This is a genomic window from Natrinema pallidum, from assembly GCF_005890195.1.
In the GTDB taxonomy this organism is placed as follows: domain Archaea; phylum Halobacteriota; class Halobacteria; order Halobacteriales; family Natrialbaceae; genus Natrinema; species Natrinema pallidum.
The window spans coordinates 1-12,999 of record NZ_CP040637.1 but is presented as its reverse complement, the minus strand read 5'-3'; the positions used below and the strand labels follow the sequence as shown (position 1 = coordinate 12,999).

The 12,999-nt window shown below is 64.7% G+C and carries 12 protein-coding genes; 7 read left to right on the top strand and 5 right to left on the bottom strand.

Annotated elements, in window-relative coordinates:
• Positions 1-29 precede the first annotated feature (29 nt).
• The 4 genes from samp2 (at position 30) to FGF80_RS00045 (ending at position 1,993) form a co-directional block, all read left to right on the top strand.
• Complete coding sequence (samp2, locus tag FGF80_RS00060) at positions 30-281, top strand: ubiquitin-like small modifier protein SAMP2 (protein WP_006185021.1); 252 nt, start codon at positions 30-32, stop codon at positions 279-281.
• A gap of 166 nt (positions 282-447) precedes the next feature.
• The gene (locus FGF80_RS00055) at positions 448-948 is read left to right on the top strand and encodes a PAS domain-containing protein (protein WP_175416955.1); all 501 of its coding nucleotides are present in this window, start codon (positions 448-450) and stop codon (positions 946-948) included.
• Positions 949-1,126: 178 nt separating this feature from the next.
• Positions 1,127-1,555, top strand: coding sequence for a GNAT family N-acetyltransferase (locus FGF80_RS00050; protein ID WP_006185019.1), 429 nt, complete (start codon positions 1,127-1,129; stop codon positions 1,553-1,555).
• A gap of 72 nt (positions 1,556-1,627) precedes the next feature.
• Positions 1,628-1,993, top strand: a complete 366-nt coding sequence (locus FGF80_RS00045; RefSeq protein WP_006185018.1) for a hypothetical protein — start codon at positions 1,628-1,630, stop codon at positions 1,991-1,993.
• A 23-nt stretch (positions 1,994-2,016) separates the two neighbouring features.
• On the opposite strand, the gene FGF80_RS00040 is transcribed toward FGF80_RS00045, so the two are convergent.
• The 3 genes from FGF80_RS00040 to FGF80_RS00030 all read right to left on the bottom strand — a co-directional run bounded on the left by FGF80_RS00040 (position 2,017) and on the right by FGF80_RS00030 (position 5,557).
• Positions 2,017-3,396, bottom strand: a complete 1,380-nt coding sequence (locus tag FGF80_RS00040; protein WP_138651461.1) for a tryptophanase — start codon at positions 3,394-3,396, stop codon at positions 2,017-2,019.
• A 172-nt stretch (positions 3,397-3,568) separates the two neighbouring features.
• Positions 3,569-4,183: a hypothetical protein gene (locus FGF80_RS00035; protein ID WP_138651459.1), complete on the bottom strand. Its 615-nt coding sequence runs from the start codon at positions 4,181-4,183 to the stop codon at positions 3,569-3,571.
• A 195-nt stretch (positions 4,184-4,378) separates the two neighbouring features.
• Positions 4,379-5,557, bottom strand: coding sequence for an aspartate kinase (locus tag FGF80_RS00030; RefSeq protein ID WP_006185015.1), 1,179 nt, complete (start codon positions 5,555-5,557; stop codon positions 4,379-4,381).
• Positions 5,558-5,762: 205 nt separating this feature from the next.
• On the opposite strand from FGF80_RS00030, the gene FGF80_RS00025 reads away from it, so the two are divergent.
• Complete coding sequence (locus FGF80_RS00025) at positions 5,763-6,200, top strand: hypothetical protein (protein WP_006185014.1); 438 nt, start codon at positions 5,763-5,765, stop codon at positions 6,198-6,200.
• A 221-nt stretch (positions 6,201-6,421) separates the two neighbouring features.
• Here the strand turns inward: FGF80_RS00025 and FGF80_RS00020 are convergent, their stop codons facing one another.
• A complete protein-coding gene (locus FGF80_RS00020) occupies positions 6,422-7,978 on the bottom strand; it encodes a DNA-directed DNA polymerase II small subunit (RefSeq protein WP_138651457.1) in 1,557 nt (518 codons plus the stop codon).
• Between the two features lie 156 nt (positions 7,979-8,134).
• On the opposite strand from FGF80_RS00020, the gene FGF80_RS00015 reads away from it, so the two are divergent.
• Both FGF80_RS00015 and FGF80_RS00010 read left to right on the top strand, forming a co-directional pair.
• Positions 8,135-9,049 carry a S26 family signal peptidase gene (locus tag FGF80_RS00015; RefSeq protein WP_138651455.1) on the top strand — a complete coding sequence of 305 codons (915 nt, stop codon included), beginning with the start codon at positions 8,135-8,137 and terminating at the stop codon, positions 9,047-9,049.
• A 62-nt stretch (positions 9,050-9,111) separates the two neighbouring features.
• The gene (locus tag FGF80_RS00010) at positions 9,112-10,059 is read left to right on the top strand and encodes a S24/S26 family peptidase (RefSeq protein ID WP_138651453.1); all 948 of its coding nucleotides are present in this window, start codon (positions 9,112-9,114) and stop codon (positions 10,057-10,059) included.
• A 233-nt stretch (positions 10,060-10,292) separates the two neighbouring features.
• On the opposite strand, the gene FGF80_RS00005 is transcribed toward FGF80_RS00010, so the two are convergent.
• Positions 10,293-12,077, bottom strand: coding sequence for a Cdc6/Cdc18 family protein (locus tag FGF80_RS00005; RefSeq protein WP_006185010.1), 1,785 nt, complete (start codon positions 12,075-12,077; stop codon positions 10,293-10,295).
• Positions 12,078-12,999 lie beyond the last annotated feature (922 nt).

The window sequence follows — 12,999 nt, the reverse complement described above, 5'->3', positions numbered from 1 at the left end:
CTCAAGGCCGCCGCGGCGTAACGGGGCGTATGCACGTCACCGTCGATGTCAAGGGCGAGGACACCTACGAACTCGAACTCGAGGCGGTGGCGGGGGTCGCGGCTGACGGGGAGGCGACCGGCGATCCCACCGACGCCACGCCGACGTACGCGGACCTGCTCCGCGAGGTCGAGTTGAGTCCCCACGAGGTGAGCGTCCTCGTCGACGGGCGTCCGGTCCCGGAGGATCAGCCCGTCGAAAGCGACCACGTAACGGTGTTGCGGCTGATCAAGGGCGGGTAACGCTGGCGACTCGGTCCGTAGCGTCTCCGACTCGGAGGAGCAGTTACCACCCTGCATCAGAGTCGATCGGGATAAATATTCAGCTGGCAAGAGTTTCTGCGGCACCGACCCGCTCAGTAATAGCCGGTCAGCGACTACTGAACTCGCATAGTCGATTCGGTCCATCGTGGTCCGGCCGCTACTGGACGCAGTCCCGACGGTCAAACTCCTCGCTCTCGTCATCCCCAGCGACACGGGGGGCGCGATCGCGCGGTTGACGGCGAAAATCGAGCGATTCGAAGCCGGCGCGGACGCCGTCGACTTCTCGAGCGATCGCGACGACGAACTCGGTGCCCTGGCGGATGCAATCGACGATGTGTTCTACGTCCTCGATGCGGAGGGGAACCGTCAGGACTGGAACGAGCGGCTGCCCGAGAGAGCGGGCTATTCGAACGAACGGATCGAGTCGATGCACGCGCTTGATTTCTACGAGGGACCGGACGGGGGATCGATCCAGGCGGCGATCGAGACCGGGAGCACTCGAGTCGACGCCGCCCTCCGAACGGCCGACGGTGACTTGGTTCCTCACGAGTTCACTGCGGTCGCCCTCAGGGACTCCGACGGTGACGCGCTACTGGCGGGAATCGGTCGATCGTGGCTCCCGACAGCACGGAACCATGTACGGTAATACCATCACTCCCGGACGACGAACCCCTCGGTGCTCGCGCGATCGGTGAAAGCCCAGCCGCTTTCCCCATCGATGTGGTACTCCGCGTATGTCCCTCGTGGTTGCCCTGCCGAAAGCGAGAGTCGATCGAGCGACAATCGACGCGCTGTTGGCCCACGCCGGCCGACGCATCTGACACATGTTCGTCCGTACCGCCACCGCCGACGACGTTCTGGAGGTCCGTCGCATCCTCGACGCGGCGATGCTCGAGCCGGGCGACGTAGAACAGCGAATCGACGACGGAGACGTCTTCGTGGCCGGCGATCGGCGAGGCGGCACGGAGCCGGCCGGCGAATCCGATGGGAGCGAACGGGTACTCGGTACGGCCGTCCTCGAACCCCTCGAGAGCGAGCCGGGTGCCCACGTCGGGGCGATCGGCGTCCGCCGTCGCCACCGGGGTCGGGGGATCGGCTCGGCGCTGATCAACCGGGCGCTCGAGCGAGAAAAGCGGCTCACGGCCCGGTTCGACGACGATGTCAGGCCGTTCTACGAGCGATTGGGGTTTTCGATCGAACCGATCGACGACCAGCGCCACCGCGGTGTGGCGGTGGCGGCCGGGCGCGTCTGATGGCCCGACTCATGGGGTCCCGTCGCCTGCCGGGGTCGTTTTATCGGGGATGAATGTGGTACGTGCCCCAGTATGGCGCTCCAACGGATGCTCAGCGGCGATCCGTCGAAGAGTTCGAAGGTCTATCTGGCGATCGGGCTGCTCTCGCTGGTGAAAGCGATCGCGGTCCGCAACGACCGGGACCGGTTCCGACGCGAGATCGTCGACGCCGGATTGTTCCTCGGCGTCGGCGTCGCGCTTCGCCGATTCAGCAGAGTGAAAGCGCAGAAACGCCGAGAGCTCGAGTCACAGGTTCCCGACTGGGCGGCCGACATGATACGGTCCGAAGCGACATCGAAGGGGCTGCAAACGATCGCGAAGCGACAGTTCAGGAGTCGATCCGAGCCCGAACCGAAGACGGTTCGAGAGCGAGCGCGCAGCGCTTTCTCGAATCGGTAACTCGCGTCGGCCGCACCCGTCCGTCAGTCCGATCCCGCGTCAACAGCGGTCGCGGCTTCGGCCGAGACCGGCTCGAGCGACGCCGAAAAGTGACGAAGCTCGGGGACTGCGGGGTTGGAAGCGATTTCGAGTCCGGATACCTCGTGTCGCTTCTCGAGGACTGCTTCGGCCGTCTCGACGACGTGCTCGAAGTGCTCCCGGTGGTAGGTCCGGCGTGGGACCGCGAGTCGAACCAGTTCCGGTCGGTCGGTTTCGGGGAACGCGAAGCTCCCGAGTTCGACGCCCCTGACACCCCCTTCCCGATACAGTTCACAGACCAGCGCCTGCCCCGGGAACTGCTCGGCCGGGATCTCCGGAAAAGTCGCTCCCGCGTCGAGGTAGACCGCGTGCCCGCCGGTCGGCGTGTACACCGGCAGGCCAGCCTCCTCGAGCATCGCGCCGAGTTCGCGGACCTGTTCGACCCGATCCTCGATGTACGACTCCTCGACGGCCTCGCGCAGGCCGACTGCCATCGCGGCGACATCGCGTCCGGCCATGCCGCCGTACGTGGGGAACCCCTCGTAGAGGATCGCGCGCTGTTTACACTGCTCGAAGAGGGCCTCGTCGTCGGTCGCGACGAACCCGCCGACGTTCGCCAGCCCGTCTTTCTTCCCGCTCATGACGAGCGCGTCCGCGAGCCCGAGTTGCTCGCGTGCCACCTCGGCGACCGTCGCGTCCGCGAACTCGTCTTCGCGCCGGGTCACGAAGTAGGCGTTCTCCGCGAACCGACAGGCGTCGATCACGAACGTGGCGTCGATCTCGTCGGCGAACGCCCGGACGCGACGGGTGTTCTCGACGCTGACCGGCTGGCCCGCCGTCGAATTGTTCGTAATGGTGAGGATCACCAGCGGGACGTGGTCCGCGCCGACCTCGTCGACGACTTCGCGAGCCCGCTCGATCGAGAAATTACCCTTGAACGGCTCGTTCGTCGCCGGATCGTGGGCTCCCGGAACCGGACAGTCGACCGGATCGGCACCTTGATTCGAGACGTGCGCTCGCGTCGTATCGAAGTGCGTGTTGTTGAGCGCGACGTCGCCCTCGGCGAGCAGGCTACCGTAGAGAACGTTTTCGGCACCGCGACCCTGATGAGCCGGGACCACGCGTTCGAACCCCATCACGTCCGCGACCGCGGACTCGAGGCGGTCGAAACTCGACGAGCCGGCGTACGCCTCGTCCCCCTGAAGCAGCGCGGCCCACTGGTCGTCGCTCATCGCGCCCGTCCCGCTGTCGGTCAGGAGATCGATAAACACGTCGTCCGCTGGGAGATTGAACGCGTTGTATCCAGCCGCTTCGAGCGCCTGCGTTCGTCGTTCTTTCGATGGAAGGGTGATCCGTTCGACTACTTTCGACTTGTACGCGACCATACCCGCTCAACGCCGCCCAGCGTGTTCAGTCTAGCTGAGAGGTTGTGAGCGTCGATGGCTCGAGACGGCCCCCGCCGGACGGATCGACGCATCGATGGACGGAATCGGTGGACCGCACGCGAACGGAGCCGACGGTGACACAGTGTGGACGGAGACGATCACGGCCGCGGACTCAGTGAGTGTCGACACGGACGCCACCGAAGACGTCGTCGGCGATCCGCGTCCTCGTCGGTTCGGGACCGACGAGTGCCAGCCTCTCGGTCCGCCCGTCACGGATGGTGAGTGTCCGCGACGAAGCGGTGGCGTCGGTCGAGTCGGTATCGGGTGCCGCGCGAGGGTCGACGCAGTCAGCGGGATCGGTCGAGTCGGCAGCGACGACGTCGGTCGCAACGAGCGCGCCGAGTTCGACCGCGGTAGCGTCGATCACGTCGCCGTCGCCACGGATGATCATGTCCGGGTGGCCGACGAATTCGAACTCGCGGTCCGCACGCGTCGGGGCTCCGCCGTCGGCGTCGGTGGCGCGTCCCATCCCGTCGGAATCGGCATCGGTGGCGTTCGCAGCCGGCGGCTCACCGTCCGTACCGTTTGTAGCCGCCGTCTCGCCGGCCGCGAGGTCGGCGAACAGGTCAGTCGCCGTCGTGTCGACGGCGTCGTCCGGTCTCGGGTTGTGGTCGCCGCCGGCGTCGACGAGGTCGGCGGGCGAGTCCGCGTCGAACGCCGCAAGGATCGCGTCCGGATCGGCCTCGACCTCCTCGAGGACCGCCGTCGCTGTCGGGTCGGTGCTCATGTGCCCGTCCGCATCGACAACCACCTTCGTTACGATGCTGTTACCACTATATTAGCGACTGCATACACCGGCCGTGACCGTTGTAGCAGCAGCTGTATACGCGGGCAACGACGAAGATAATAGCGTATTACCAGCGGTCGCGTCCGAGTCGGTGCCCGAAACCGTGAGTCGCGTCCGGACAACGACACGCTCGAGCTAGAACAGGTCCTGAGTCAACTCGAGGGTCTCCTCGCGGTCATCCCAGTCGACGAACAGCGCGACGCTGGTCGCGCTGGTGATGATGTCCTGCAGGTGAATCCGGGCCTCGGCCAGCGGGTTGACGATCTCGCTGATAATCCCCGGCTGGTTGGGGAGTTCGCCGCCGGTCACGCGGATGACGGCGATCGGCGAGTCGACGGTGACACTCGAGAGTTCGTCGCGGGCGATGACCTCGCGGTGGAGGATGTTCTCGGCGCGTTCGGCTTCCTCCTCGTCGATGTAGAACGTGATGGTGTCCATCCCGCTGGCGACGGCGTCGATATTGATGTCGCTCTCCGCGACGGACTCCGAGAGGTGGTTGAAGATACCTGGCTGATTGCGGATGGCACGGCCGGCGACGGTCAGACAGGCGAGCGGCCGCTCGCGCAGGTCGACCAAGTTCTTGAACTCGCCTTCGATGCTCGTGCCGCCCGACAGGAGATCGCCGTGCTGGTAGTGGACGACGCGGACGTCTAACTTCCCGTCCTTGTACGACAGCGCGGAGGGAGCGACGACCTCGGCACCGCGGAATGACAGGTTCCGAAGTTCGTCGACGGAGATTTCGCCGACGTTGCGGGCCCCTTCGACGACGTGGGGGTCGCCGGTCATGACGCCCTCGACGTCGGTGACGATGACGACCTCGTCGGCGTCCATGTACTTGCCCATCATGACGGCCGTGGTATCGCTGCCGCCCCGACCCAGCGTCGTGATCGAGCCGTCCGGCCCCTCGGCGAGGAAACCGGTGATGACCGGCACCGTCCCGTCGAGATCCGCCGCGACCTCCTGGGCGCGTTCCTGGGTCTCCTCAACGTTGACCTCGCCGTACTCGTCGGTGACGACCGGCCACCGATCGCTGCCCGGCTCGAGGAAGATCGCATCGATACCGCGAGCCGACAGTGCGGCCTTGAGCATGCGGACCGACGTCCGTTCACCCATGCTGACGATCTGAGCGCGGTCGGCCTCGTCGGTCTCGAAGGAAATCTCGTCGAGCAGTTCGTCGGTGGTCGACCCCATGGCACTGGCGACGACGGCGATCTCGTGGCCGTCCTCCACGGCCGCGGCGATCGAATCGGCGGCGCGGTTGATCCGGTCGCCGCTGCCGAGGCTCGTCCCGCCGAACTTGGCTACGACGCGCATACTGACACCTCACGGGCCGCGAGCGGTGCGATGGTGTGACTCATACTCCGTCCGTAACCAGAGCGGGCAAATAACTGTGTTCATCGTCCGCATTTTTACCTGTCCCCGTTCGCCCCCGCGATCGCGACGCTGACTCGAGCGCGCGGCGCACGACAACGGATGCGCGACCGGGATTTATTGTCGTGCACCGCATTACCACACGCCGATGAACGTACGGGACGCACTCGAGGCCGACGCCGACGCGCTCGCGTCGATCGCCGACTCCCCAACGGACGTGATGCGGAATCTCGTCCACGACCGAACGGTCCGCGTCGCCGAGGACGGGAGCCACGATCCGAACGCGGACGTGTCGGATTCGCAGTATAGCGGCTCCGATCCCGAGGACCTGCTGGGATTCATTAGCTTCGACGCACGCGAGGATACCGTTCACGTCACCCAACTCGACGGCACCTGCGAGGCCTGCAAACGGTTGCTGGCCGAACCCGTCCGATTCGCCGAACGCGAGTCGATGGCCGTCGAAGTGCTGGCGGCACAGGACGCCGACTCCATCGAGACGGCCGCCGAGGACCTCGGGTTCGAACGGCGCGGCCACGGCCCGCGGTTCGACGGCTCCCCGACGGTTCGGTTTCGACTCGAGCCGTAATCGGAGTGGTCCCGAAGCTTCGAGGGAATGCTGTGGCAAAAGTAACTTGGCAAGTGGTTGTTCCGCGAGCGTCGGAGGCGCTCGCGGGCCGACGACCGATGTGAGCGAGTGAGACGAGCGAACGAAGGAAAGGGACTTTTGATCGAACTGTTGCCGAGCGTCGGCGAGACGTGTGTCGGCTCTGCTGGCGTCGTCTCACCAGAGCGCAGCGCAAAATTTCGTTAGGAGAACTTCTGGACCGTCACGTCCAGCGTATCCAGGTCGACGATCGGCGCGAAGCCGGCGTCAGGGTCGATGTTGACGCTCTTCTGGAAGTCGGTCTGGGCCTGCCAGCAACCGGAGTTGATCGCGAGCACGTCGTGGTACTTGCCGAAGCCGAGCTTGTGGACGTGGCCGGTATGGAAGATATCGGGTACCTCGTCGATGATGAGGTAATCCTTCTCCTCGGGAGCCAGGCGGGTGTGACCGCCGAACTGCGGCGCGACGTGGCGCTTCTTGAGGAGGTGGTACATCGCCTTGTGAGGATCGTCGTAGCTGGCTTTCTCCTCGGGCAGTTCCGCGATGACCTCGTCCAGACTGACGCCGTGATACATCAGGACGGAAACGCCCTCGAGGGTCACCATCGACGGGTTGCTCACGATCTGCGGGTCGTGGACGGACATGATCTCCCGGAGTTCCTCGTCGAATCCGGGCTGGGGTTCGGCGAGTCGCACCGCGTCGTGGTTCCCCGGGATCATGACGATCTCGATGTCGCCCGGGATCTTCTTGAGGTGCTCGCTGAACGCCTCGTACTGTTCGTAGATGTCGACGATGTCGAGTTCCTCGTCCTGGTCGGGGTAGACGCCGACCCCCTCGACCATGTCGCCCGCGAGCAGTAGGTACTCGACGTGCTGGGCGTCCGGAGTGTGTAGCCAGTCGGCAAAGGCGTTCCAGGCGTCGGCCATGAACTCCTGGCTGCCGACGTGGACGTCGCTGATCAGCGCCGCCTGCACGTGCCGGTCCGCCGTCGATGGCTCGTGGGTCCGGGGAACGTCCGGGAAGTGCATCGCGTCGACGAATGCGATCCCCGAATCGTCCGCCAGGGTCCCCTCCATCGCCAGCACTTCGTCGCAGAGCAGTTCCCCGACGAGGTCGGCGTACTCCCTGTCTTTCATCACGAGCCACGGAAACGTTCCCGTCGCATCCTCGAGTTCGATCAGCCAGTGGCCGCTGGCGGTCGAGCGGATGTCGTTGACCAGCCCGACCATCGCCACCTCGCTGCCGCCCGGCATGTCCTGAATGGCCGTCGCCGGCCGATGGTTGACTCGGCCCCGCAGTTTCGCGCCCAGTCGATCGAGCCGATCACGGAAGACGGAGACGAAGTCGCTGTATTCGCCCGTCCCCGTGCTCTGGCCCGTCATGTCGCCGACGATCTCGAGCGAGCGCTGGGCGGGATCGGCGGATCGAGACCCCTCCGTTTCAACTGGAGACCCGCCGGTCGGGTCGCGGTCCTCGGGCGAGGTTCCAGTCGAAACGGAAGGGGTCGAATCAGCCGGCTGCGATTCAGCTCCGGCGACGGTCTCGGCCCCGACCGCCCCGGCCGCGCCGGCCGTCGAGAGGGCCGTCTCCACGTGGTCGGTCCGGACGACCAGTGCATCGTCCGGGATCTCCTCGAGGACGCGCTCGAGCGCCGCGTTCGGGTTCTCGGCCGCGGCGAGCCGCGTCACTGCCTCGCGTTCGGCGTTGTACCCGCGGCTCGTGAGTTCGCCGACGATCCGAGCGGGGGCCTCGAGTGGCACACCTCTCGCATTCGCGAGCGAGGTCAAAAGGGTAGCGAATGCCCCGCTCGCGGCGGCCGGTTTCGCGGCGCTCGAGTCGACGGAACGATAGTCCATCCGCCGTCCCCGCGACGGTCGCCGGAAGGTTGATACCCGGCTCGGAGAAAGCGGTTCCCAATGGATGGGCCTGACGGCGAGACGCGGGGCGACGACCCGACCGGACCCCCTGACGGACGCTCGGGACCGGACTCGGCTCGGGGAGCCGACCCCGGTGACCGCGCGGCCAAGCCAGCCGACCGCGAGCCCGACCGCCGAGATCGAGCGTCCGACGACCGCAGGAACCCCACTCACGACGACGGCGTTGCGATCGAGGACGGGATCGGTCGCTGGCTGCTCGAGACCGACGACTGGCGAGTCACGACGTGTCGGGATGTCGCAGCGAGTCTCGCGATCATCGCGACCATCGGTCTCCTCCTGTTCGCTATCGGCGGAACCTGGCCGCCGTTCGTCGCCGTCGAGAGCGGGAGTATGGAACCGAACATCCGGGAGGGGGACCTCGTCTTCGTCGTCGACGACGATCGGTTCGCCGGCGAAAACGCCATCGGCGACACCGGCGTCGTCACCCTCGAGAGCGGTCGGGAAAACGGCCACGAGAAGTTCGCCAGCGCCGGCGATGTCATCGTCTTCATCCCGAACGGCGATCCGACGAAGACGCCGACGATTCACCGCGCCCACTTCTGGGTCGAAAAGGGTGAGCGATGGGTCGAGACGAAAGCCGACCCAGGGTCGTTGAACGGTGCGACCTGCGACGAGATCACCACGTGTCCGGCACCGCACGACGGGTTCGTTACGAAAGGCGACGCCAATCCCGGTTACGACCAACTGCCACGCTCGGGGGCCGAGACGACGATCGTCAGCCCCGACTGGATCACCGGGAAAGCAATGGTTCGGGTGCCATGGGTCGGAGAGCTTCGGCTGGCGGTCGGCTCGGCAGGCGCAGCGACCGGGTTGGGACCGACGGGTACCTTCGTCGCGACGGGCACGATCGCGCTCGTCCTGTTCGGGATGGCTGCCGAGGATGGCAGTCACTGAGACGATCGGGGCGATCCCCGCGAACGGAAAGTTGATTTGACGGCCCGGCAAAACGAGTGACGATGAGCGGTTCTAGTGCCGGGTCGCCCCCGGATGATTCCGGCGACGACGATCGCGAGCGGGATCGAAGCGCCGGCAGTTCGCAAACGCCGCCTGCACCCGAGGAGCCACCCGGAAACGCCGCCACCGCCGACGACGGCGTGACGATCGAAGACGACGGGCTCCTGCGCTGGTTCCTCAACACCGACAACGAGACCGTCATGGTGACGCGGGATATCCTGAGCAGCGTCGCCATCGTCGCCGTCGTCGGTCTCCTCCTGTTCGGCGTCAGCGGTATCTGGCCCCCACTCGTCGCCGTCGAAAGCAGCAGTATGGAGCCGAACATGCACAAGGGCGATCTCATCTTCGTCGCAGACGAGGGCCGATTCGCCGGTGACGCTGCCGCCGGCGGAACCGGTGTCGTCACCCTCGAGAACGGTCAGGAGAGCGACCACGAGAAGTTCGGCAATCCCGGCGACGTGATCATCTACCAACCCAACGGCGATCCAGCGGAAACGCCGGTGATCCACCGCGCCCACTTCTGGGTCGACAAGGGAGAACACTGGGTCGATACCAAGGCCAGCGAGGAGATCGTCGGGGATGCGACCTGTGAGGATGTCGCGACCTGCCCCGCAGAGCACGCCGGCTTCGTCACGAAAGGTGACAACAACGACGGATACGACCAGTACGGAAACGGGATTAGCGATGTCGTCAAACCAACGTGGATTCAAGGCAAAGCGATGTTCCGCATCCCGTGGCTTGGGCACGTCCGCCTGACCTTCGACAAACTCCTCGGTGGAATGCTCGTTCCGACATCACCCTCGAGTACAACCCAGGGATCGATACCGGCACCGACGCCCGCCGATCCGGGTGCCACTGGTGTCGGACCGGACGGGAACCTCGCCGGGGTCGCTGCCATCGCCAGTACCGGGGCCGGAGCCGCGGTCGCGATCGGCCGGCATCGACACTGAACCGACCGCCGACTGTCTCCACCCGGAATCCGCGCCCCCCGAGACGCGGCTGCATCACGGCTCGCGGCTGTGTCGCAGTCCGTGAGAACTCGAGTCGAAACGAAGGGGATCGGAACGCGACGCCGGAATACCGGCCGATTGAATCACCGCTGGAATCGCGCTGGGACGCGGACAGGGATTGAAGCGCTTGCAGCGAACGCGAAGGGCGGACGGGAACGCGGACACAGCCGCGGTCAGTTTTCGAACCGCGCCTGAACGAACGGCTGGACATCGTCGATGTCGCTCAGTCGGGAGTCGGAAAGCAAGACGGCCTCCGTCTCTTCGAGTGGAACGGAGAGGCTGATCTCCTTGGTCCGGCCGTACCGCCCCTTCGAGACGACGACGGCGTTGACGATCCCGAGCATGTCGAGTTCGCTGATGAGATCCGTCACCCGGCGCTGGGTCAGGACATCCGCGTCGATCTCCTCGCAGAGGCGCTTGTAGATGTTGAACACCTCGCCCGTGTTGATGCTGTGGACGCCGTTTTTCTCGAGGAGGATGATCGCGAAGAGGACGAGTTTGCTCTGGGTGGGGAGCGTCCGGACGACTTCGACGACGCGATCGAGTTCGATCTTGTCCTGGGCCTGCCGGACGTGTTCCTCGACGATCGTCTCGGCCTGGGACCGTTCGGCCAGTTCGCCCGCGGTCCGCAGGAGGTCCAGCGCGCGTCGCGCGTCGCCGTGTTCCTGTGCGGCGAAGGCCGCACACAGCGGGATCACGTCCTCGGAGAGCGCGTTCCCCTTGAACGCGACCTCGGACCGGTGCTTGAGGATGTCCCGTAGCTGGTTCGCGTCGTACGGCGGGAAGACGATCTCCTCTTCACCCAGGGAGGACTTGACCCGCGGATCGAGGAAGTCGGTGAACTTCAGATCGTTCGAAATACCGATGATCGAGACCCGCGAGTTCTCGAGTTCGGAGTTCATCCGCGAGAGGTTGTAGAGGGTGTCATCGCCGCTTTTCTCGACGAGTTTGTCGATCTCGTCTAACATGATGACGACGACCCGTTCGTCGTAGTCGACGGCGTCGAAGAAAACGCTGTAGACCCGGTCGGTCGGCCACCCGGTCATCGGTACCTCCTCGAACGACTCCTTGTCGTCCTCGAGTTCGGCGATGCGGTCCTCGACCTCGGCGCGAGTCTCGAACGCCGTCGACTCGAGTGGATGGGCCGGCGGGGGCGCGGACGAATCGGTCGTGGCCTCGTCGTGGCCGGGACCGCCGGCGACCTCCCGCCCGGTCTCCGATGCGGACGACGAGGAGTCGGCGGCATCCGTCGATCCGTCCGGAGACCCCCCTGTTTCGACTGCAGAACCACCAGACTGAGCGCCGGTTTCGTCTCCACCTGAACCGTCGGCGTCCGGCTCCGCGTCCGCGCTCGAAACGAAATCGAAGGGGTCCGACGCCGTCCGGTCGTCCGCGCCGTCGTCCGGTGTAGTCGCGTCGGCACTGCGGCGCGCCGCGTCGGCGTCGTACTCGTCGATATCGTCGAGCAGCGACTCGAGCGTCGCGACGCGGTCGTCAATCCGCGCTTCGTTCTTCTCGATGAACTTGTTCGCGAGCTGTGCGAGCACGCGGTACTGGGTGTCGGTAACTTCGCAGTTGATGTACTCGACATCGCACGGAACCGAGTACTTCTGTGAGGTGCTCTCGAGTTCCTTGCTGACGAACTTGGCGCTCGCGGTTTTGCCGGTACCGGTCTTGCCGTAGATGAGGATGTTCGACGGCGTTTCACCGCGGAGCGCGGCGACGAGAATCGTCGCCATCTTGTTGATCTGATCGCTCCGGTGGGGGAGTTCGTGTGGGGTGTAGGACGGACGGAGGACTTCCTTGTTCTCGAAGATGGGCTCGCCGCTGAGCAGGTCGTCGAACAGTCCCTGATTCGACTCGTCGTCGCCGAGGTCGGCGCTCTCGAAGTCCGTCGAGAAACCGCTCGTTCCGTCGACCTCGTCCGAGCCAGTGATCTCTGAGTTGTCGTCTGACATCCGTCGTGCAGCACCCCCTTATTTCGAGTGGAACACCGAACCCGGGAGCGGGAATATAGCGGTGTGATGGCCTCCATGGCCGAATTCACCGTTCCAGATGCCCGTTCCGAGTCCAGTTGATGCAAACGAAACAGAGGAAAACCATGGTAATAAAGTCTTCCCTTCCCCCCCCGTTTCCGACCGAAACGGGCGGTCGTTGCGGAACCGATCCGTTCGTTGCGACCACGTTTCGAGTCGGTGAAAAGCAATCGAGCAGTTGAAGGAGGATCGAATCGGCTCGAGTCGCGAGTTCGGTTACGATTTCCCCGATTAGCGGGGATCGGTATGGCAATATCTTCCAAACGGTGGCGGCATCGAGATGTCCAACCCCCCCCACCCCTTCGTTTCAGGTGGAACTAGCCACGAGGGTGGGTGGGGGTTCGGCGGAATTTGTGACGGGAAGATTTATTTGGGTCGGCTAGAAACAGTATCCGCAGTACTAGCAAACAAGATATTCTTACTAGGTATAGAATGCTATTTACTAGATCCTACTAGAACTGGTTCTCAGAGCCATCTATATTGCTAGACTAGCTTCTGGATTACTAGAACCGTCCGTATCAGCGAATACACCATCGTAATGGGGCTGAGAACCTTCTCGAGCCGAAAAGCAGGCCGATATCCCCGCCAGTAGCGACTGTCCAGTTCGTATCCCACCCGACGGCCTCGCGGATCTCCACTCGAAACGAAGGGGTGGGGGGGGGGCTCCGCCCTCTCGAGTACCTCGCAAATATTAGTATGTGGTATAATACCACTATCTGCTGTCGATCGGGCACTCCGGCTACGGTTTTCCGTTACCCGTACTGGTCTTTCGGTACCCGTATACTCCCTCTCCTGTCCTCTCCAGTTGGGACGACCCCCCGATCACCCGCTCGGCGACAGATTC

What these genes read in the sequence shown, in the direction of transcription:
- FGF80_RS00030 (WP_006185015.1), bottom strand. Translation starts at nt 5,557, where the DNA reads ATGCGCGTCGTAGCCAAGTTCGGCGGGACGAGCCTCGGCAGCGGCGAC.
- FGF80_RS00035 (WP_138651459.1), bottom strand. Translation starts at nt 4,183, where the DNA reads ATGAGCACCGACCCGACAGCGACGGCGGTCCTCGAGGAGGTCGAGGCC.
- samp2 (WP_006185021.1), top strand. Translation starts at nt 30, where the DNA reads ATGCACGTCACCGTCGATGTCAAGGGCGAGGACACCTACGAACTCGAA.
- FGF80_RS00005 (WP_006185010.1), bottom strand. Translation starts at nt 12,077, where the DNA reads ATGTCAGACGACAACTCAGAGATCACTGGCTCGGACGAGGTCGACGGA.
- FGF80_RS00045 (WP_006185018.1), top strand. Translation starts at nt 1,628, where the DNA reads ATGGCGCTCCAACGGATGCTCAGCGGCGATCCGTCGAAGAGTTCGAAG.
- FGF80_RS00025 (WP_006185014.1), top strand. Translation starts at nt 5,763, where the DNA reads ATGAACGTACGGGACGCACTCGAGGCCGACGCCGACGCGCTCGCGTCG.
- FGF80_RS00040 (WP_138651461.1), bottom strand. Translation starts at nt 3,396, where the DNA reads ATGGTCGCGTACAAGTCGAAAGTAGTCGAACGGATCACCCTTCCATCG.
- FGF80_RS00015 (WP_138651455.1), top strand. Translation starts at nt 8,135, where the DNA reads ATGGATGGGCCTGACGGCGAGACGCGGGGCGACGACCCGACCGGACCC.
- FGF80_RS00050 (WP_006185019.1), top strand. Translation starts at nt 1,127, where the DNA reads ATGTTCGTCCGTACCGCCACCGCCGACGACGTTCTGGAGGTCCGTCGC.
- FGF80_RS00010 (WP_138651453.1), top strand. Translation starts at nt 9,112, where the DNA reads ATGAGCGGTTCTAGTGCCGGGTCGCCCCCGGATGATTCCGGCGACGAC.